This window comes from Moorena sp., assembly GCF_982860115.1.
This window is the reverse complement of record NZ_CEYLVT010000012.1, coordinates 1-20,592: the sequence shown is the minus strand read 5'-3', so window position 1 is coordinate 20,592 and position 20,592 is coordinate 1. Positions and strand designations below refer to the sequence as shown.

At 41.1% G+C, this 20,592-nt stretch carries 19 protein-coding genes and 1 pseudogene; 6 read left to right on the top strand and 14 right to left on the bottom strand.

Features of this window, described 5'->3' with window-relative positions:
- Positions 1 to 41 precede the first annotated feature (41 nt).
- Complete coding sequence (psbP, locus tag AC4II3_RS03830; protein WP_488013721.1) at positions 42 to 584, bottom strand: photosystem II reaction center PsbP; 543 nt, start codon at positions 582 to 584, stop codon at positions 42 to 44.
- A gap of 204 nt (positions 585 to 788) precedes the next feature.
- Here psbP and AC4II3_RS03825 point away from each other — a divergent pair, with 204 nt between their 5' ends.
- Complete coding sequence (locus tag AC4II3_RS03825) at positions 789 to 1,793, top strand: tetratricopeptide repeat protein (RefSeq protein WP_488013720.1); 1,005 nt, start codon at positions 789 to 791, stop codon at positions 1,791 to 1,793.
- 57 nt (positions 1,794 to 1,850) lie between these two features.
- Here AC4II3_RS03825 and psb34 read toward each other — a convergent pair whose 3' ends face one another.
- The 3 genes from psb34 to AC4II3_RS03810 form a co-directional block, all read right to left on the bottom strand.
- Complete coding sequence (psb34, locus tag AC4II3_RS03820) at positions 1,851 to 2,030, bottom strand: photosystem II assembly protein Psb34 (protein ID WP_488013718.1); 180 nt, start codon at positions 2,028 to 2,030, stop codon at positions 1,851 to 1,853.
- Between the two features lie 162 nt (positions 2,031 to 2,192).
- On the bottom strand, positions 2,193 to 4,229 hold the full coding sequence (gene thiO / locus AC4II3_RS03815; RefSeq protein WP_488013716.1) for a glycine oxidase ThiO: 2,037 nt from the start codon (positions 4,227 to 4,229) through the stop codon (positions 2,193 to 2,195).
- A gap of 342 nt (positions 4,230 to 4,571) precedes the next feature.
- Complete coding sequence (locus AC4II3_RS03810; protein WP_488013714.1) at positions 4,572 to 5,021, bottom strand: hypothetical protein; 450 nt, start codon at positions 5,019 to 5,021, stop codon at positions 4,572 to 4,574.
- 854 nt (positions 5,022 to 5,875) lie between these two features.
- On the opposite strand from AC4II3_RS03810, the gene AC4II3_RS03805 reads away from it, so the two are divergent.
- The gene (locus AC4II3_RS03805; protein ID WP_488013712.1) at positions 5,876 to 6,745 is read left to right on the top strand and encodes an EamA family transporter; all 870 of its coding nucleotides are present in this window, start codon (positions 5,876 to 5,878) and stop codon (positions 6,743 to 6,745) included.
- 350 nt (positions 6,746 to 7,095) lie between these two features.
- Here the strand turns inward: AC4II3_RS03805 and AC4II3_RS03800 are convergent, their stop codons facing one another.
- The gene (locus tag AC4II3_RS03800) at positions 7,096 to 8,385 is read right to left on the bottom strand and encodes a patatin-like phospholipase family protein (RefSeq protein WP_488013710.1); all 1,290 of its coding nucleotides are present in this window, start codon (positions 8,383 to 8,385) and stop codon (positions 7,096 to 7,098) included.
- 897 nt (positions 8,386 to 9,282) lie between these two features.
- Between AC4II3_RS03800 and AC4II3_RS03795 the strand changes: the two genes are divergently transcribed.
- Complete coding sequence (locus AC4II3_RS03795) at positions 9,283 to 9,489, top strand: element excision factor XisH family protein (protein ID WP_488013708.1); 207 nt, start codon at positions 9,283 to 9,285, stop codon at positions 9,487 to 9,489.
- Complete coding sequence (locus tag AC4II3_RS03790; RefSeq protein ID WP_488013706.1) at positions 9,480 to 9,836, top strand: element excision factor XisI family protein; 357 nt, start codon at positions 9,480 to 9,482, stop codon at positions 9,834 to 9,836. Before AC4II3_RS03795 ends, AC4II3_RS03790 begins: the two co-directional genes overlap by 10 nt.
- Positions 9,837 to 9,982: 146 nt before the next feature.
- Here AC4II3_RS03790 and AC4II3_RS03785 read toward each other — a convergent pair whose 3' ends face one another.
- The 5 genes from AC4II3_RS03785 to AC4II3_RS03765 form a co-directional block, all read right to left on the bottom strand.
- On the bottom strand, positions 9,983 to 10,312 hold the full coding sequence (locus AC4II3_RS03785) for a helix-turn-helix domain-containing protein (protein WP_488010388.1): 330 nt from the start codon (positions 10,310 to 10,312) through the stop codon (positions 9,983 to 9,985).
- Between the two features lie 19 nt (positions 10,313 to 10,331).
- A complete protein-coding gene (locus AC4II3_RS03780) occupies positions 10,332 to 10,688 on the bottom strand; it encodes a type II toxin-antitoxin system RelE/ParE family toxin (RefSeq protein WP_488010389.1) in 357 nt (118 codons plus the stop codon).
- A gap of 265 nt (positions 10,689 to 10,953) precedes the next feature.
- Positions 10,954 to 12,144 carry a transposase gene (locus AC4II3_RS03775; protein ID WP_490722773.1) on the bottom strand — a complete coding sequence of 397 codons (1,191 nt, stop codon included), beginning with the start codon at positions 12,142 to 12,144 and terminating at the stop codon, positions 10,954 to 10,956.
- A gap of 159 nt (positions 12,145 to 12,303) precedes the next feature.
- Positions 12,304 to 15,294: a beta-propeller domain-containing protein gene (locus AC4II3_RS03770; RefSeq protein ID WP_488010386.1), complete on the bottom strand. Its 2,991-nt coding sequence runs from the start codon at positions 15,292 to 15,294 to the stop codon at positions 12,304 to 12,306.
- Positions 15,291 to 16,667 (bottom strand): AAA family ATPase, encoded by a 1,377-nt coding sequence (locus tag AC4II3_RS03765; protein ID WP_488010385.1) that lies wholly within the window; start codon positions 16,665 to 16,667, stop codon positions 15,291 to 15,293. The genes AC4II3_RS03770 and AC4II3_RS03765 overlap by 4 nt, the downstream gene beginning before the upstream one ends.
- On the opposite strand from AC4II3_RS03765, the gene AC4II3_RS03760 reads away from it, so the two are divergent.
- Positions 16,651 to 16,851: a hypothetical protein gene (locus AC4II3_RS03760; RefSeq protein ID WP_488010384.1), complete on the top strand. Its 201-nt coding sequence runs from the start codon at positions 16,651 to 16,653 to the stop codon at positions 16,849 to 16,851. The genes AC4II3_RS03765 and AC4II3_RS03760 overlap by 17 nt on opposite strands.
- Before the next feature lie 289 nt (positions 16,852 to 17,140).
- Positions 17,141 to 17,440 carry a TRADD-N-associated membrane domain-containing protein gene (locus tag AC4II3_RS03755; RefSeq protein WP_488010383.1) on the top strand — a complete coding sequence of 100 codons (300 nt, stop codon included), beginning with the start codon at positions 17,141 to 17,143 and terminating at the stop codon, positions 17,438 to 17,440.
- A 285-nt stretch (positions 17,441 to 17,725) separates the two neighbouring features.
- On the opposite strand, the gene AC4II3_RS03750 is transcribed toward AC4II3_RS03755, so the two are convergent.
- The 4 genes and pseudogenes from AC4II3_RS03750 to AC4II3_RS03735 all read right to left on the bottom strand — a co-directional run.
- Complete coding sequence (locus tag AC4II3_RS03750) at positions 17,726 to 18,181, bottom strand: SRPBCC family protein (protein WP_488010382.1); 456 nt, start codon at positions 18,179 to 18,181, stop codon at positions 17,726 to 17,728.
- Between the two features lie 304 nt (positions 18,182 to 18,485).
- Positions 18,486 to 18,995: a late competence development ComFB family protein gene (locus AC4II3_RS03745; RefSeq protein WP_488010381.1), complete on the bottom strand. Its 510-nt coding sequence runs from the start codon at positions 18,993 to 18,995 to the stop codon at positions 18,486 to 18,488.
- A gap of 523 nt (positions 18,996 to 19,518) precedes the next feature.
- Positions 19,519 to 20,418 carry a ribonuclease HI family protein gene (locus AC4II3_RS03740; protein ID WP_488010380.1) on the bottom strand — a complete coding sequence of 300 codons (900 nt, stop codon included), beginning with the start codon at positions 20,416 to 20,418 and terminating at the stop codon, positions 19,519 to 19,521.
- Positions 20,399 to 20,592 (bottom strand): annotated as a pseudogene (locus AC4II3_RS03735) (hypothetical protein); the annotation flags it as partial. The gene AC4II3_RS03740 and the pseudogene AC4II3_RS03735, both read right to left, overlap by 20 nt.

Here is a 20,592-nt window from a genome sequence, read left to right as displayed (position 1 = left end):
TGTAACCTTGGCCAAAAGGCCACGGGTGCGCGTTCAACTGTTTAGTAGTTAACAGAAAAGGACTTAACCACTGCCTCCAACAAATTTTTCATCTTACCCCAGCGTCGTTCGGTGGTGGAAGCATTGAAGGTGTAGAGCTTGCCACGGTTAACCACCACACTGGCGAGATTGTGCCGTTCTTGGTTGGGCAGTTGGACGTTGTATTCTAAAAGATAATAAGTCTTGTCTGCTACCTCACGAGCTTCAGCATTAACCAACTCGGCTGTGCGACCAGAATCGGGAGGAGCAATGGCATTTTTTTGCAGCTGATACCCCACTTCTGAGGGTGTGCCTAAATCAGCAAGGGTCTTGCCTTCTGGCACTGGGCTAATCACCACACTAACATTTTCGGTGCTTTCAATAATATCGTGGAACACTACATCGGGTCCATCAGTCACTTGGATAGGCACCCAACCGTTGGGATACAAAAACTGATAACCGTTAAGGCTGTCTACATAGCTTTGTAGACCACTGACACCAGTTGTGCAGCCATTTATAGCCAGACTCAACAGTAGCAGCAGTAGTGGTGCAATTTTCTTGAGCATCTCTTTGAGCATCTCTATTCAACGTCAACTCAGCTGCTTAATTGTCTCATCTTTAACTCATCGTACCTGCCCCTATGTATTTTCTGTTACCGGTTGGACACTCACTAGATGTGTGATAGATAGTGAAGTCAAGCTAATAGAGCGATTTTAGACAACTGCCCACGGTAACAATTCTGGAAATCATCAGGCTTTGTAAGGAAAACCATGAAACCAACTTATCTAACTATCTCTAGTCTAGGAATTGCGGCAATACTGACTGGCTTTACAGCAGCTGTCTATGCTCAGCAGGAGCCACTTCCAGTGCCAGTGATTATCCGATCTGAGCCAGATAATCAAGAGCCGACGTCTAAGGATAAACCGGCTAATACTCAAGCCCAACCTAGCGAAGAGCCACCGGCTAATACTCAAGCCCAACCTACCGAGGATAAACCGGCTAATACTCAAGCCCAACCTACCGAGGATAAACCGGCTAATGATGAAAAACCCACTGTTGAGAAAGACCCTTTTAAAAGGGAATTGCCAGTGAGGACTATACCCCGGATGAGTGCTGTGGAATTCTACAACCGGGGCGTGGATGAATTAGATAATGGTAATTATCCAGAGGCGATGGAAAATTTCAAACAGGCTTTGCAGCTGGAGCCCTATGACCCTGATGTAAACTACAATCTTGGCTATGTCCACCACATTCAGGGGAATTATCAAGAAGCGATTGATAACTACACTGCTGCTATTCAGATTAAAACCGACTATGGTGAAGCCTATAGCAACCGTGGCTATGCCTATTTTGTGCAAAAGAAGTTCATCGAAGCGATCGCTGATTTTTCCAAAGCTATTGCTCTGACACCGGATAATGATACGGTTTATCTCAGTCGAGGTAATGCCTACTCTGAAGTAGAGAACTATTTCCAAGCAATTGCGGATTACGATCGAGCTCTCTCGATTAACCCTAAAAATGCCATGGCTTACTACCAGCGCGGTTTAACTCGCAGTAAGCTCAAACAGTATCAAGCTGCTGTAGCTGATTACACAGAAACTCTAAAAATTCAACCCACTTTTGCCGATGCGTTTTATAAACGGGGTCTAGCCAGCCTTGACCTCAATCAGGTTGAGCAAGCGATTCAGGATTTCAAAAAAGCGGCTGATTTATTCCAAAAAGAAGGTAGAACTGAAAATTATCAAGAAGCGATGGAAGCCATCAAAAAGCTTTAATGGCAACCAGATTCTTGAACTCAAGTGGCTTTTCAACAGCTTTCTTCTGTGCAGTACCTAGCTCACACCAGAGGCTGAGAAAGCCACAAAGATCAAGCCACTTACTAAAACCAGAGCTGTTAAACCCAAGATCAGGTAGTTGCGCTTTTCTGCTGCAGTGGGTGGCTCTGCCTGGTAAACTTTTGGCTCTTTAGCAAAATTGTTTAAACGCCCGCCGTCTTCTACTGTATATGGCATGGATTACAACCTTTTTTTACTTTATTTATATAAATGTAACAAATAATGTAACAAAAATTGGCATAACTACTCTTCAGTTTTCCTGATTAGCTTGATTGGTTACGTTAAAGTATTAATCCAGTCCTAGACCTTGACAAGTTCTTTGATATATGCATTGCTAAGCTAGCTAATGGTACCAGTCAAGGGTGAGCTAGCGCTAGCATAGTTTTTAATTGGAATACGACCAGCTAGGTAAGCCAGACGACCAGCTTCGGTGGCCATTCCCATCGCTTTTGCCATCATGATAGGATTACCTGCTAATGCGATCGCACTATTAATCAATAACGCATCTGCCCCTAACTCCATCCCATAGGTGGCTTCACTAGGGCTACCTATACCAGCATCTATCACCACCGGCACTCCAGCTTCCTCAATGATGATTTCAATATTGGCAGCATTCTTGATGCCCTGTCCCGAACCAATCGGTGAACCCAAAGGCATCACCGTAGCACATCCTACCTCTTCTAGGCGTTTGGCTAATAACGGATCCGCATTAATATAGGGCAAAACCGCAAACCCTTCTTTTACCAGTTGCTCTGCTGCCTCTAGAGTACCAATGGGGTCAGGGAGTAAATACTTAGGATCTGGAATCACTTCCAGTTTCACAAAATTATTGTCTTCTTGACCCAATAGCTTCGCCATTTCCCGACCAAGCCGTGCCACTCGCACCGCTTCTTCCGCCGTTTTACAGCCTGCGGTATTGGGTAACATCCAGAGTTTCGTCCAATCCAGGGATTCCGCTAGCCCTTCGTGTCCTGGTGCTTTAGTTTGTACCCGACGCACGGCCACCGTTACAATTTCACTGCCACTAGCACCAATACTTTCAGCCATTATCTCTTGAGAGTCATACTTACCTGTGCCAGTCATCAGACGAGACCGAAAGGTTTTTCCCGCAATGGTCAGTAAATCAGCTGGGGATGGTTCCGTCCCATTGTTAGAGTGAGAGTCCCGGACCGTAGCAGAATTATAGTGCAGCACTGGTGTTGAGGAGGAGTTACTAGATACACTCAGATGATTACTGAGATTAGCACTAAGATTAGCACTGCCTTGACTTGAGGCTGGTTGATGGTAAGGTCGGTCGTATCTAAATTGATCTAACAATGGGTCAGACTTTTGCTTCTCAATCAGGTCAGCCAGCAACAAAGCGGTTACAGGAGCCAGCAAAATACCGTTGCGGTAGTGACCCGTAGCCAGGCTCAGGTTTTGGCACGGACCAGTGCCAAGAATTGGGAATTGGTCAGGTGTTGCTGGTCGAAATCCCCACCAACACTCATGAATCGACCAGTGTTGGATTTCTGGATATAGCCGGATAGCTGATCTTAATAAACGGTGAATTCCAGCAGTAGTGTTGTCAGGCTGCCAACCCACATCCTCTACTGTTGCACCAATCACAATTCGTCCATCTCGACGGGGGACTAGATAAACCTCAGAGCCATGTAACACTCGCTGTAGTGCCAAGGGGTTTTGAGAATTTTGAGTGGCTTTTACTGACAGCATCTGACCTTTTTTTGGAGCCACTGGCAAGGGCAACAGTTGATTAGACCAGGCTCCAGTTGCTAGAACATAATGGTCTGCATGGAGTTCCCCTGCAGAGGTTCTAATCCCAGAGACTAAGCGATTGTGCTGCTGAATTGCCTCCACAGTTATCCCTTCACGGAGCTCTACTCCCCATTCTTGGGCAGCCACTCGCAGGGCTTTACTGAGTGCTTGGGGAACCACTTGAGCATCTTCTGGGTACCACCAACCACCAACCACTTCTGAGCTTAAACCTGATTGATAGCAATGAATCCTATCTTTGTCTAACCAGTCAGCAACTCCGGTTTGGTGGCTGAGCTGCTGTTGGTGATTTCCTGCTGCCCCTTCATAGACTGGTACTAAAAAGCCACAGGGCCAATAGCCCGTTGCCACACCAGTCATCTGTTCCAGTTTGGTACACCATTGAGGATACAGTGAATGGGACCACAGGCCTAAATCTAGCATGGGTCCGATGGGGAGCGCTTCTGATAGCGGTGCCAACATTCCTGCTGCAGCTAGGGTGGCACCTTCTTGGAAATTGCGGGTGACAACAGTTACTGTCGCCCCACGCCGCTTCAGTTCTACAGCGATCGCTAAACCGATAATGCCACCGCCAATAATCAGAATGTCACTTGCTGCTTTCATAGGTTAAGAAGAGTGGAGACTAGGGATTGGGGAAAGTATCAAGGATGAAGTATCTAGGATGAACTATTAAGTATGAAGTATCAAGGATGAAGTATCTAGGATGACGTGGGAAGTGGTAAGTGTAACTCGTAGGTTGTGGTAATTGGTTTTAGTCAACCTTAAGTCAGCCACCGATAAACCCATTTCCTGCTTCAACCTTTATTTTTCAACCTTTTTACTTCAACCTTTATTTTTCAACCTTTATTTTTCAACCTTTCTCCTTTTGATCCATCCCCTAATGCCCAATCTTTAATCTCTTCCCAAACCTTTTAAACAACTACAGGCAGTGCATAACTTACCACTCTACCATAGCGCTGGTATGGGGTCATTATCTTCGTATACTACTGTACCAGAACTTCCTGTAGTTGCTGAGCTTCCTGTAGCCCCTTGAGCAGTAGACTCACTGAACCCAGTAGTTCCTTGAGCAAGAGTATCGTCCTCTGACACTCCAAAGGGATCAGGTGTATTCGGCTCTGCTTGTGCGATCGGTTGCTCTGATTGAGTACCCGGTGTTTCTGCTTGTATAATTGATGGGTTTTCTTCCGCTACTGGATCAGTTGGTGTTGCGTCATCCTGGTTCCTACCCAGATTAAAGAAGGGAATGTTAAACCGAGAACCCTGTTCTTCCTGAGCTTCAGGAAGTGGTTCTACTTGATTTGCACTCGGGGAAGGCTCCTCGATTTGGCGAGACCGACAAGCACTAACTGCTCCTAGGAGAGCAACCAGCACTAATAATTTGGTAGTTAACCTCATATATTTGTTCATACTTTGATTTGATATCAAGAATTTTGCTTGCATAACTTAATACCTGTGTGTCGAAGTAGGGAATTTACAGATGTGCCCTTTTCGGTGAACACACCCGCCCATAATATACCAGTTGAGTTCTCCGGAGGTCACTAGAAAAGAAAATTGTTCATTGTCTTGATGCAAAGGGCGAGTAGGGGTTTCCCCCTTTGGCCTACTGCATCACTTTGACCCTATTCCCTGCACCCATCTAGCTCCCTTACCTTTGGCGGACCGGTATGGTTTTTACCCAATATAGGAAATCCTCCTGGGAATTACCAGACCCCAAGCTTAGGCTAAGGCAGCGATACATCGCCGATCATCTGCGGGGGGTTTACCCACTCGCCCTTGGCCTCAAGACACTGGCTTGTCAGTCCACTAAAAGATTGCCTAAGTTGAGCTTTGGGAGTAAGCTTAGGTCTTACCTAAAAATTCAGTTAAGTTTGAACCCTCCCCTACGTTAGTCGTAGGATGAAAAACGTTACTGGATTTTAGGTAAATTTATTGTTGAATCATGATTCAAAAGCGAACTGTGTCAGTGCGATCGCTAACTGCTTATGCTGATACATAATTAACTGTGTTAGCCAACTAGTTTAGCCAACTATTTTAGTCAACTGTTATAGTTAACTGTTTTAGTTAACTTATCTACTTTTCTAGGGTTGCTTAGTGACGGGGAACAGTCAACAGTCAACAGTCAACAAACCATAAATTCTAAATTTAACTATACCTTAACTTACGCCTTAATTTATGCTTTAAGCTAGGCTAGTTAAGTCGGTCATTCACTCATTATCCCGATTCTGACTAAACTACAGGTTAGCACTACTATGCTTTGGTTTCTATTCGCTAGTCTAACAGCTCTTTTTGCCTCTGGCAAGGATTTGACGAGTAAGCGAGGGCTAAAAAATGTTGACTCTTACATTATCTCTTGGGCAGTATTATTTTTTTCTTTACCGGTTTTACTTCCCCTCCTTTTTGTGATTGAAATTCCGGAATTAGGCCAAAATTTTGGCTTAGCCTTAATGATAACAGGGTCTCTCAATGTGGTGGCCATGAGCTTGTATATCCAAGCCCTGAGTCGGTCTGACTTATCCATTACCGTTCCATTTATGACCTTTACCCCGTTATTTTTATTAGTGACATCCCCAATCATTGTTGGAGAATATCCCACTCCCTTAGATGTCTTAGGGATTATCATGATTGTGGTTGGGTCTTATAGCTTGAACTTGAAAGAAAAAAGAAACGGTTACCTCGCCCCTTTCAAAGGACTACTGAAGCAACAAGGTCCTAAGTTAATGTTAACCACCGCTATAATTTTTAGTATTAGCTCAAACGTTGACAAGGTAGGTATCCAAAATTCTTCACCAATATTTTGGGCAATTGCGATGCATAGCTTTGTTGCCACAGGGATGGGAGTGATTATGCTGTATAAATCAAGAGATAAATTAAACCAAATCCCAAAAAACTTACTGTCTATAGTTCCTATTGGTTTCTTTCAGGCCGGAGTCATTTTGTGCCAAATGACAGCTCTCGAAATGACTTTTGTTAGCCATGTTATCGCCGTTAAACGCATGAGTGCTTTAATTAGTGTCATCTTAGGATGTCTAATTTTTAAAGAACCCGGAATTCAGGAAAGAGCAACTGGAGCAGCAATTATGGTATTGGGAGTTTTACTGATTAGTCTATCGGGACATTAGGATTGGGTTTTGGATAGGGAGCAGGGAGCAGGGAGCAGGGAACAGGGAACAGCAATAGATGTAGGGTGGGCAGTGTATATTAAGGCAATAGGCAATAGGCATGCTAGCAATAGATGTAGGGTGGGCAGTGCTTACCAAAACCATTGTGAGCCTTTAAATTGGTATGATGCACTGCCCACCCTAGGATTAATATTATTATTTCCCAAAGTTTCATCTAAAATGCAATGTTCCGTTAGCGCAGCGTCGGGCTTTGCCCGAATCTGAAAACATAAAGAATCAGGGATCAGCTGATCCCTGATTCCTTACCAAAACTAGAGGGTTTAAAGGTTAAATCTTTGGTTTAGACTCGTCTAAATTGTAACCGGCTGTTTTGACTGGGTTGTCACTCCGTTAGAGTCTTTTGGATCTGCTTCTTTATTTTTGTCATTTTGGTTAGTTGGAGGATGAGTGTTAATAAATTTTTCAATTGCCTTCCGGACTAAAATATTTTGATCTTCCTCGACGTCAAAAACTTGTCCGCTGTTGAGATACTTTTGAGCCGCTTTTATGAGTTGTTCGCAAGCGTCGGGATTGTCAATATCTTCGCATACTTTTTCCTCTATTGGATTATTATGTAAACTATATTTATTAATTTTTTTATTGAGATCACTAAATAGTTGATTTAATTTATTTGGCGGTTTTTCTTGTAGCTGCTTCTGCTTCTTGTTCAGCTCGAAATTCAAACGCAAATAGTTTTGAGAACCTATGTCTTTAAATATGCGATAAGCAGTATGCTCTGAATTTTCCGCATCAGGGTCTAAAAACATATCCGGTAGATGGCTTACCCAACCCAATTGTCCCCATTTTTTTACCTCATCATATGTATAAGCACGAGTTGTTATACCAGTGCCAATGGAGAGAACAGCAATGTCGTATATTTTCGTTTTAGTTTGTTTTCCCTCATCATCTTCCATCGATATAGCATGGGCGATTGCAGCTAACACTGGGTTATTAGCTGATACCCCACCATCGATATGGGGGAGACATCCCTTTTCAGGGTGTTCGAGTTGGTAAGGTGGAAAAAACGTTGGTGCTGAAGCTGAAGCGGTACAGATTTTCCAAAGTGGAATATTATTCTTAATGTACCATGCACGTGAATCGTTATTCGTAAACCACGTTGTGTTTCGGTAGAAAACGTCATAACTGAGGATTAAGAGTTGTATGTCCTTGATCTCAGACAACGAGGGACATTTATGCAAGTCCTTATGAATCAATTTTCTTTTCAAAACATTAGCCAATCCTTCCTCTCCAGAGTTGTCGGGAAACTCGTGGGGATATAATACACCACGCCCAAAAAGTTTACTTAACTCCCGCCATTTTCGCTGATCACGTATACTCTTGATAAAGATATTTTTCCCCTCTTTTTCATAGAAATTAATCAATTCCTCCGCAGTTATCTTACAGGCAATTCCCGCTGCCAAAATTGAGCCAGTGGATGTTCCGGCAACCAAATCGAAATATTCATGTAACTTCTGACCATATTTATTGCTTATTGTTTCTTCTATATCTTTGAGTATTCTTGCGGATATAACTCCACGCATTCCGCCTCCATCTAAGCTAAGAATTTTGAATGTTTTCTTTTCTTTTTTTGAGTCTTCCATGGTTTTTACTCAGAAGTCAGTTTTAAATTTGATTTAACCCAGTAACTAAAAAAACTAGAAATCAAACGTTAATCCCATTATTTACAGACTTTCTTTACAAAACCTCGGTAGAATTAACGAATTGATCAGACTATTTTAAAAACAATAGTTAAACTACATTAGTAGTATTACGCAATTCATATTGGTTAACCACAGAGCTAGTAAATCCCAATACCCATTGTTTTTTTTAGCAAAACAACTATAGCGTTTCTAGGATTTATGAGGTACATTTATCAACCTCAAAGTCCCCCGAGCGAGGGATTGCTCGCTCCAGGGATTTAGGGGGATACCTTTGTACCTAATGGCATAGAGAATTGCTATAACTACGATTAATATTGTTGGTGGGCAGTGCGATAAAACCGATTATAAGTTGATAGTATCCGTCTACTTTACTGCCCACTCTACGATTAATATTATTGGTGGGCAGTGCCGATAAAATCTCTTATAACCTGATAGTATCCGTCTGCAACCCTGCTCACCCTACGATTAATATTGTTGGTGGGCAGTGCCAATAAAAATGATTATAAGTTGATAGTATCCGTCTTATCCACTATTTTAGCAATTTTAGCCAATAAGCCCCTTTTTGATATCATTTTTATTGAAAAAAATCAAATAAATTACACATTAATGAGTAAATAAATTGCTAATTATAGCAACTGTAAATAAATGTAAAAAGTTTTAATTACCCCTTGCATTTTTTCCAGGATTTATATATACTATATAAAGTTACGACCGATACTAATAGCCGCGCTGGTCCAAACCGTTAACTTTCACCAGCGCGGCTTTCCTCCCAACCAAGTAGGAGTTATTTTCATAATGGCAGAAAAGCGATGCTAATAATGCTGGTTTGGTTAAGAGTTGGAATTTTTTACTCTTTTCCCCTTGCTGCGTTACCCTGATGCACTGGCAAGGATGGAAGCTGATCGCCAGCTTTATTTGGCTGTGCGAGAGCCAATTTATGAGAGTTTTTTCCAGCGACGCTTCATCATGGCAGCAGTTGATCGTTATCAGATTAGATTACTAATTTATGATGTGAAACAGGAGGTAATTGTTCAATGGCTGTAGAGCAATATCGCCAGTATATTCGACATCTTCTTTCGGAACGTGCTCAACGGGCTTCACGGCAAACAATTGCACCAGAGTACGAGGTTCAGACTGTCTTTGATACAGAGCAGGATCACTACCAACTGCTCTATGTTGGTTGGCGTGGCAATAAACGTGATTTTGGCTGTATTTTACATATTGATATCAAGGGTGGAAAAATTTGGATTCAGCATGACGGCACCGAAGAAGGACTTGCCAACCGATTAGTGGAAATGGGAGTTCCTAAACAAGATATTGTTTTAGCTTTTCATGAACCTGAAGTACGCCAGTATACTGGTTTTGGTATAGGTGAAGGGATTGTTAATTAATTTAATCCTAAGCATATGCGCTACGCCCTTGACCGATTTTTTTTAGGGAGTCGGGAATCGGGAATCGGGAATCGGGAATCGGGAATCGGGAGTCGGGAGTCGGGAGTCGGTAGCCCAACAGTCACTTACTCCTTAAAGGGTTACATTCAAGCATAAGATTGACGGATTACTTGTATCTTCCCACTAGATACAGTTTCGGGTTTTGGACTGACGCTAATTTCAATAGTTTGACCTAATGCTACCAAAAAAAATAATAGCTTGTCCAAGGAAAACCCTTGCAAGCGACCATTTTTTAAATCCATGAATTGAGGAGGCTCAATTTTTAAAATCATAGCCACATCTGAATCAGTCAGTTGTCTTTCATCAATCAGATCATAAATGAGTGAAGCTAGTTTAACCTTAGCCAACTTTTCTTCAGCATTAATAAATCCTAAATCTGCAAAAATGTTACCTGAGCTTACAGTATAATCTGGCATTATTTTATCCTTGGTGCTATTAATCTTGTTGTTTAGCAATATCTTGTGCTTGTTTTAGGCGTTCTTTAATTAAATTCATAGTCTGCTTTGGGGTTTTAATACCTGTTTTTGACTTTTTTTTAAAGGCGTGGAGAACATATATAGTATTCCCAAGTTTGACAGCATATACTGTTCTGTAAGTATCTGTTTTATAATCGCTGACAATTTCTAACACTCCATTTAATCCTTTCAAAGGTTTAATATGAGGATGATTTTTGTTTTTTTGAACCCGATAGAGAATGTAACCAACTTCATCGATGACATCTTCAGGAAACCCTAACAGTTCCTTTTTTGAAGGTCCCACCCAAATAAGATTTTTCAGTAATCCATCTCCCATGTTGACATTTGGCATCTAGATCGTAAAGTTGCTCTTGTTGACTTTTTTGTGGGTAAACCCTATTGGCAGAGACGATTCTGGCATTAGCTTTATCTCCCTTAAGCAAAAGGAATTGACAGAACACTTTTCCCTATAGTACCTAGCAACATTCATGAGCGACTGCATCAACAAAGAATCAACTATTATTACTACTCCCTACTCCCTACTCCCTACTCCCTACTCCCTACTCCCTACTCCCCACCTCACAAGGGTAGGTTTTTTACAATTAGGAAGAGTCAGAAACAGCGAAACAGCTAGAAGTGTTGAAGGGGGAAGGAAACAGCTTACCAAAAGTCAGGGATTGATCATTGAGTAAGCGGGCAACGATACTTAACAAACCATCGACAAAATAAGAGAGCCGAGGAGATACAGGTGGAGCAAAAGATGTGTTACTAGTCTTTTCTTCGATTTCTCTGTGCTCAGTGAAACTGACGGGTTGTTCTCCTTCACCACCGAGGCTGATCGTCCATAACAGAGCTACAGCCATAGCTAACCAATGTCGCTCTGCCCTTTGTGGGCTGACCAGACGAGTTCGCTGCCACTGCCAACCATCACTTTTAATATCTCTGTATGAGCATTCAATCCAAGAACGAAAGCCATACCAATCAATCTGACAATCACAGGGATTTAAATCTGTCAAAATCAACCAGGGATCTTTATAGTTTGGCTCCCATCGAGCTAGTAAAGTACATTCAATTGTGTTGGTTTTAAAGCATCTAACAAGGCCTGACCAACTTATGCCATCACAGTCAACAACAGTTGCCAGAGGATGCCATGAAGATGAACCGGAAATTTGATACTGACCCTGATGATTAATTCTTAAGAAGGGATGCCAACCATTATGGACAATCTCTTGGTACAACCAATCTGCATACAATCCTCTATCTGCTGCCACAATCACTTGCCAAGTGGTTGGTACAATCTCCTTTAAAGCAGATAAGAGTTCTTTCCAGTACGGCTTCCAGCTCCCTTTCTGTGTGGCTTTGACTATTTTCCATGCCACTGGAATCCCACTACCAGCGATGAGCACATTAATTGAAAGAACTGTAAAGTTTTGACCCACGCAGGTGGCATCCAGGGCGATTACTAGTTCTTGGGTAGTCGGAGGTAACACATCCACAATCCATCTCAGTAATGAAGCAAAACATTCGGTTACTTCTAGAGATACTCGTTTATTACCTTTTTTGGCTTTCGCTTCTGCTTCTTTGTACCATTCCTTCAATCTCTGACGTACCGTATTTTCTTTTTCCTGATTGATTTTGGCGATCAAGTTTGACACCCTGGTCAAACTACTTGATTTGGTCATCACCATCCCAAAGCTCCAAGTGGCTAGCCCATTTACTTGAGGTAAGCTCAAATGAGGAAATCTATAGCTGACAACCTTTTTCCACTCTAATAGATGTCGATTTAATGTCATCTGTACCATGTGGTTGTTAGCGGTGCGACACCGGTCGGGTTCCCCGACAAGGGTGTGCACCAAGAGAACGAATATTTCATTTTTACCTCTTCATCTGAGCGTTTACTCCTCTGTTTGTAAAAAACCTACCCCTGTGAGCTACTCCCCACTCCCTACTCCCTACTCCCCACTCCCTACTCCCTCCAAGCGCAGAAAATGCATATTTCCCCCTTCATCCCCTGCGACAATGGTGACGTCATCCGGTGCAACGGCACAACAGTTGATGGCACTTTCTCCGGTAAAGGTAGCAATAACTTCCCGAGTCTCGAAATCCCACACTTGGAGTGTTTTATCGGAAGATGCAGAAATGACTAGCTTAGCGTTGGATGTTACCTTGATCCGATTGATGGAGTCGGTATGACCTGTAAAGGTAAACATTTCCTCTCGCTTTTCCAAATCCCAAATTTTGATAGTGTTATCTTTGGAGCCAGAAACTGCGTACTTACCATCTGGGGTTACCGAGAGAGTATTGATTGAATCCCCATGACCTTTAAGGGTGAAACATTCCTTTCTAGTTTCTAGATTCCAAAGTTTGATAGTTTTATCCTTGGAGCCAGAAACCAAATACTTACCATCTGGGGTGATAGCTAAACTAGTTATTTGGTGGTAAGGACTTTCGAGGACAAAACATAACTTTTTGGTTTCGAGATTCCAAACTTTAATATTGCTTATAGTTGAACCAGCAATTACATATTTGCCATCTGGAGTAATTGATATAGCTGTTGTAAAATCATCAAATGTATGAAATATAAGAGGTGAATATTTTAAGATTATAAAAAAATAAAACATTACATAGGTTATAGATATTATAGGTAATAATAAAAATATTTCGAGTATATCCCATAAATCTAAATACCGAACTAAAAAAAATGGATATATTGGAATTAATAAGCAAATAACAGATATCAATAAATACAAATAAATATAGCAATATTGCTTAATTGATATTAAATCATAAATTTTATTTATTGTTTTGTAATCCCATATAGTTAATAATTGATATAAGCCGATTTTTGGCTGGTTTATAAAAACGAGGTAATTATTGGGTGCAATCGCCAAAAATTCAACAATATTTGTTTTTCTTGCTAAACAATTACTTTCCTTTAAAAAATTAACAAAATTATTAATGATATTACCATAATTTATATTTTCACTTATATCACTATGTTTAGCGTATTTTGATATGTTTTTGTTGCGAAAATCAAAACAAGAAATAAAAATAGATTTTACAATCTTAAGTTCTGTTTTAAAAAAAATACCTATATTTTCAAACTTTTCGAGCCCTAATAATAGTGATAATAAAAATGTTATAAAATTTTGCACAACTCTATAAAAAATAACTATTGAGAAGCTAATCGGAAATAACAACAAAGATAATACCGCCAAAACTACTATAATTATAGCCCTAACAATCAAGATAATCGTCAGGATAATCTCATAAAATATAGAAAGTTTTTTTGTTAATTTTGTTAAAAATATCGATACTACTCTTTTAATCAATCTGAACAATCCATTAAACATAAATATATAATGGTAATGAGCAAATCTTATAAAAAGATTATCTTGAAAATTGTGATCGGTATAAAAACTAGAAACTATAGTCTTTTCTTCTAAATTACAAACTTTTATAAGTTGATCGTCTAAAGCAAAAATAGCTTGCTTGCCATCGGGAGTAATGGTTACATCATTTACTGAATTTTTGTTATCTCTTAATTTAAGATATTTATCGTTTACTTCTAAGGATTTTAAATTCCAGATCTTGACTGTTTTATCTTTTGAAGCAGAAATAATTTTATTTCCATCTCCTGTTACTGTAATCTTATAGATTACGTCATCATGAGCAATAAAACGGCATATTTCTTTTTCAGATTCTCTATCCCAAATTTTAATAGTATTGAAGGCAGCATAAATTATCTGTTTACCATCAGGTGTAACAGCAAGAGCACAAATAGGAGTTTTATGACCTTTAATCGTAAAAGTTTTTTCTCCCGTTTCTAAATTCCAGATTGTAATCATATTTTTACCCTTATCACCAGAACCAGAAATTAGCCACTTACCGTCAATAGTAACCGCTATTACATATAATCGCATCGAGAAGTATGTTACTAAAAAATGAAGATATAACGTTTCAGGTCTATGCCTAAGAATGAAAATAATTTTTCCATTTGTTAAATCCCAAACCTTAATAGTTCGATGCTGTTCTCCAGAAATTAGACGATTATCAGAGGTAATAGCAACAGTTCTCACGAAGTCTCTATGACCTTTTATAGTTAACTCTTCACCAGTATCCAAATCCCAGGCTTTCATAGAGTTATAGTTTGCAATTGATGCTGAAACCACTTTCTTACCATCGGGAGTAACGGCTACAGCAACTACAGGGTGATTATGACCATCAAATCTTTGTATTTCTGTACCTGTTGCTAAATTCCAGACTCTAACTGTATTATCAGAGGCACCAGAAATTACCCTGGTGCCATCGGGAGTAACCGCTACAGCATTGACTGGAGAAGTATGACCTCTTAATGTTAAAACTTCTGCACCTGTATTCAAATTCCAGACTTTAACCGTGTGATCCGATGAACCAGAAATTACCTTGGTGTCATCTGGTGTGACAGCAACGGCATTTACCGAGTCACCATGACCAATTAGGGTAGATAGTAAGCGTCCAGTAGGGGGAGTTAACGTAGCTGTCAAGCTACGCAAATAAGTGGTATTAGTTTGCGGTATCTGTTGTAATAATCGTTGAATGTCTGGGGTATCACAATCTAGTAAACGCCCTGAGAGTTGCCCTGCTAATTGATTTGGATCTTGACTTAAGATATGTGTTGATAGTCGCAAGGCTCCCTGAATCAACTTCAGGGATGTTATCGTTTGCTCGCTGTAGTCTGGATGAGATACGTCTATATCATTAATCAACTCATAATCTTCAATCAGTGCTTTGATGCCAAATTGAGTATGATTAATTTTAGCTTCGATAAACTCATAATTACTTAAGAGCAAAAATAAGTCTTGAATTCGATTAGCTTTTAAGAATTGACTTGGAAGTCTTCTAAGTAAAAATTCTTTTTCTCCTGATGGCTTTTTCCTTAACCAACTGCGAAAATTACTCATAACTCCAGCCCCTCTGTCATATTATCGGCAACTTCAACACTAAGATCTGGTAAATTCACGCCCGCCGCTTCCACAATATCCTGACGATACAAAAAATCTCGGAAACTTTCGTGATAAAATCGATAACGTTGTGGTCGATAGCTTTCCTGCTTCTGTAAAAATTGTGCCCATCCATCAAGCACTTTTTGCACTGTTAATTCATCCTGGTTAGAATACTTAGCAATTAGTCTACGGGAAACAGCATCACCTAACTCACACATCACATAAACAATTTTAATTTTATCCCTGGATAAATGATTGGTTGTCATCCCCATCAGTTGCCAATGGTTTTCATAATAGTTTTGTAATCCTACCGGTAATTCATTCAAGGGTTTATCATTATAAAATCCCTTAGCAATTTCTGGCAACACATAGCGCAAATACATAAAGTTATTTTCGCTTTTTGCCGCAATCTCTTCCACAAACTTATGATTAGATAGGGAAGGTTGCTTTTCAATCCACTGGGTCAAACCCTGTTGATATTCTCCATCTTCCAGCAATTTTCTAATATATTCCTTTACATCTCGATGGCTTTGTTGAGCGTTTTCCCTTAAATCCAATTCTTGGCTTGGTGTAGCGGGGGATAACTGCAGCCTTTTTTCATTCTGATTATAGGGTCTTCTGGTCAGTAGAAAATAAATACCGTCTGGCAAAATAGTCGGTAAATATAAAAGATTGCCAGATTGGTCTTGGTCAACTTCATCCAAGGCATCCACAACAATCACCAACCGTTCACCAGAAGATAATTTTTCCCTAACCTTACTCAACAAGGTATATAAATCAGCATCTTGAGCATCTGGCAACTCGTAAGGCGTGATCAATTGTTCACGGATTTTCTTTAGGAATAATTCTGGACGATTCATGCCCTCAGCACGACTATTAAAAAAACAAATCGCTTCTGGGTTGTCTAATACATACTTAGCAGCAATGGCGCTTTTACCCATCCCGGCATCACCAATAACCGTAAAGTAGCCATGAGTAGTGTTGCTGAAGAATTTTTCAATAGCCTTAAAGACAAACTGACGTCCGCAAAATAAGTGAGTTTTGTCTTGAATAAGTTGTTCAAATTCTGGTGGTAACTGCTGTGGAGGATACCAGTCTTTTTTGTCAACGATATCAGTTGGTTGCATCTTTAGAACCTTGCAAATCTTTCTAACGTAGGATCTTTTCACTCCATTTGGAGATTTTTTACTACCAATAAAGCGCTGAAGGGTATCCTTAGAAACATCGGCTTGATCTGCTAATGTCTGTTGATTCAGCCCAGCTGCTTGAGAAGCTTTTTCGAGTCTGGTTTTACCTTGCTGACTTGATCGCACTTTGTCAGATTCACGCATTTTGATTTTAGGGAGTCGGGAGTCGGGAGTCGGGAGTCGGGAGTCGGGAGTCGGTAAGCATTCAGCGGTCAGCGGTCAGCGGTCAGCTTGGTGGCACAGGCTTTGGCCTTGGCCTTGGCCTTTGGCCACGCTACGCGAATGGCCACGCTACGCGAATGGCCACGCTGTGCGAACGAGGCTGTGACTTTACGCTTAGCTGTTTTCTTCAAAAGTTCTGTAGCTTGCCCATAGTCCATAAGCTGATAGCTGATAGCTAATAGCTGATAGCTGATAGCTGATAGCTGATAGCTGATAGCTGAATGCTTAATTAGGGCAGATAGATTTTATTGATTCACCTATTTGCCCTAATCTATTTTACAACAATAGGGCAGAAGCTAACATAAACTAAACCCATCTGCCCTTGCTGTAGATAGTTTCCTCTGAATAAGATACGAATATCAGCAGCAAACGATAGAAGATTGAGGAGAGCAACAATGGCGTTTAGATTTTATAAGAAGCGACAAACTAACAATGACTACCGTAATCTCAAAGAAGAAATCATCCGGGAATTATTACGACAAGCACGACATAGTTACAACCTTGCCCTTGGTGTAACTGCTGCATCGGCGTTGATGACTTTCTGTGGTGTCCGATTGTTTTATAGTAACAAAGTATCGGAAGCAAGCTTGACAGCATCGGGGGGATTTTTGGGGACTATTACTAGTGTCCAATTCGCCAAGGATTCAAAGGAAAAGTTAGAGGAAATGATGGAGAAGTTGTTAGATGAAAGCTAAGCGGTCAGCGGTCAGCGGTCAGCGGTCAGCCTTACGTGGCACAGGCTAGAAGCCTGTGATATAGCCCATTAGCTGAAGGCTGATGGCATCAGTACAAAAAAACGTAATAGGAGAGGCGATTAAAATCAATTTTAGTACTGAAAGCGTCAAATATTATTATTTTTACCTGTTCTCTACTTTGAGTTTGACCCGGTGGTGCGTTACGGGACGGGCTCTCCCAACCCTGGCTACGAGGCGGAAAATGAGGGTAAGCCCGCCCCTAACGCACCCTACGCGACTGACCTTTCAATTCACCAATTTAGAACATTCTCGTTGGGTTACTTCATGGCGATAGCGAAACATTTGCTCTAATTGCAGGGTTACTAACCAACCAAACATGTCTTCGACTAAGGATCCCCCTGGTAAGGCAAATTCAATGGAATCAGTTAGCCTAGTTTTCTGGTCTTCTGGAATAAATTGATGGCGATGAAGCCAATAGTCAAAGGGTCCTTCTTTTTGTTGATCACTGAAGAGTCGGTATTGCTCATACTCGGTATGAACAGCATTCCATTGTAAGGGAATTAGACCAACAAAAATCCGAAATTCCGAAACAGCTCCAATCCCTAAACCTCCCTCACGACGGATCACCTGGATTGGTTGCCACGGTGGAGTTAGCAGATCGAGAATATCATCTCGCTCATGAAAGTTCCAAACTATCTCAACTGGTGCATTGATGATAGTAGAATAGTTGAAGTGCAGCATTAGATCACCAAGTTAGATCAAGTCAGGTTGAATACCCATAATTATAGGAAGGGTGGGAAGTGTGAGAAGATGGGGAGATGGAGGAGTTTTTTATTAAGGGTAATTATCCCGACATGATATTAGAGATCAATCTAAAAAGCTCCCTAATAGACTATACCCTGTTAACTTGTCAGGATATTAACTTGTTAACCTATTAACCTTGGCCAAAAGGCCACGCTACGCGAACAATCTGTTAACCTGTCAACCTGTTAACCTGTCAACCTGTCAACCTTGAACTTGTCAACCTGTCAACCCGAACGCAACGTTAGAGCTGGTAACGAGAGTCATTCCAACCATAAATTGGGTCTTTTGACTGCTCTTTTTGGCGATTTTTTCTGAGCTGAGTTGCTCGAATCAGGGTTTGCTTGACAATACTGACCAGGTTATACCATGTTATGTTCTGATTTTTTAGTAATTCCCGGAGTCCTTGCAGAGCCAGTTTAGCCGCTAGAGATTCGGTGTCTTCTTCTGGTCTGATTGGTGTACAGAGCCTGATCGGGTCTCGTTGCACGGCAGCAAAGGCTTGACGCACAGTAGTCGTAATCTCCTGCCTTAGTTTTTTGTTACCCTTTAACTGCTGCTGACGCCTCCCCTCTTCACTGGAAGCATACAGAGGTGGTAAACGATTCAGGGCGTAGGTAGCTACTTCTACCTGGTTGATATACTTAGCTAGCTTAGGAGAAAGTCGAGACTTTTGACGCTCTACTTCCTGAGCCACTAAGATTTCCATGACATTTTGATAGGTTATTGCTTGATGTAATCGATGTGCTTCCATGACTTAACCAGTTAGATATTGCAATAAATAAAAAGTCCTTGACGAGTGGCAAGATCAAAGATGGCAAGGTGAAAGACATTTTGTTTTACCTACGCAAGAACCAGCTCGTCAAATACCCCTACTGGGGGTTACCGTTTATTAGTAACCCCTTTTTTGAACTCCTGTTGGATTAGCTTTGAGCCTCTACTGCTGAGCGTGAAGCACTTATAGATAGCTTTTATGTATCCTGTCAGGAACTCTAAACAATAGCTCTTTAGTATTTTTTTAGGTTTGAGCTTCACCCCACACCTGGCCAGGGGAGTCTGGTACTCACAATAATAACTCATCTTTTTCTTTCCGCCTATGATATAGATCACAAGCAAAAGCCACGGTTGCGATCGCAATCCCAATGGTGAACCAGTCGCATTTTGTAGAAATCTAGTACTAATTACTAAGTACTGAGGGCTTGCTGATAGTTTTTACTTATTACAAATTACCTAAAATTGCTAGAAGTATAATAATGTGTTATAATTTAAAGGTTTGTTTATTTTTTTTGACGACGCTGGATAATCTTTTCAGATACTTCTAAATCGACCTGGACTTTTCTAATGGCTAAGTCTGCGGGTAATCCTCTGAGATACCAGCGGTATACCTTGCCTAAGGTAGATTCATCAGCATCAGCCATAGCGGATGCGATCGCATTTTGAACAGGAGCAGGCACCATTTCCTTTAGAGTGGGTAATCGCTTGCTAGTAAACTCATCCCGACCACTTTTTAACTTAAGGAAATCTTTAACTCCAGCATTTTTTGCGTCCGCAATCAGCTCATAGATCTGGTTAGCCAGTTTTGGTACAGGTTTAACCTTGGGCAACTCAGAGAACTGCTGAGCAAGTTTTGCTAAAGAAGGTTTAGCCTTGGGCAACTCAGAAGACTGCTCAGCAAGTTTTGGTAAAGAAGGTTGAACCTTGGGCAACTCAGTTGCTTTCTTTCTTACAGCGTTAACCCCTTTGCGTTGATCCATGGCCTGATTCGCAACGGCATCGGCTTCTGAATTCTGTGCTCGGGGAATCCACTCCAATTGAACAGAGTCAAACTGATTCAGAAGTGACTTAGCCTTGGTCCATAAGGGTCGTAAGTGGGCTGTTTTAACTCTCCAGGTACCTTTAAGCTGATTGATAACCAGTTGAGAATCTCCTTTTAGCACTACCTGCCCAGCACCGATTTCTAAGGCTTTCTCTAACCCAAGAATAGCTCCGGTATATTCGGCCTCATTGTTGGTAGCATGAGGAAAAAATTGACTAACGCTAATGGTTTGAGCTCCTGGTTGTTTAATAACAGCAGCAGCACCGGCTATGCCAGGATTCCCACGAGACCCCCCATCAAATAGGATAGTAAGCTTGCTATTAGTCTTTTTAGCTGTTAAATTAACTGATTGGTTGTTCATCTAAATTAGCTTTTGCGTTCACGCAGCGGCTCCTACAGAGCATTGCCAAATGCCTCTGAATAAGAGAAGTATATATACGCCTATAGCCGCCTATATATAAGGTATAGCAGTTCTCAATTGGAGTCGGGAGTCGGGAGTCGGGAGTCGGGAGTCGGGAGTCGGGAGTCGGGAGTC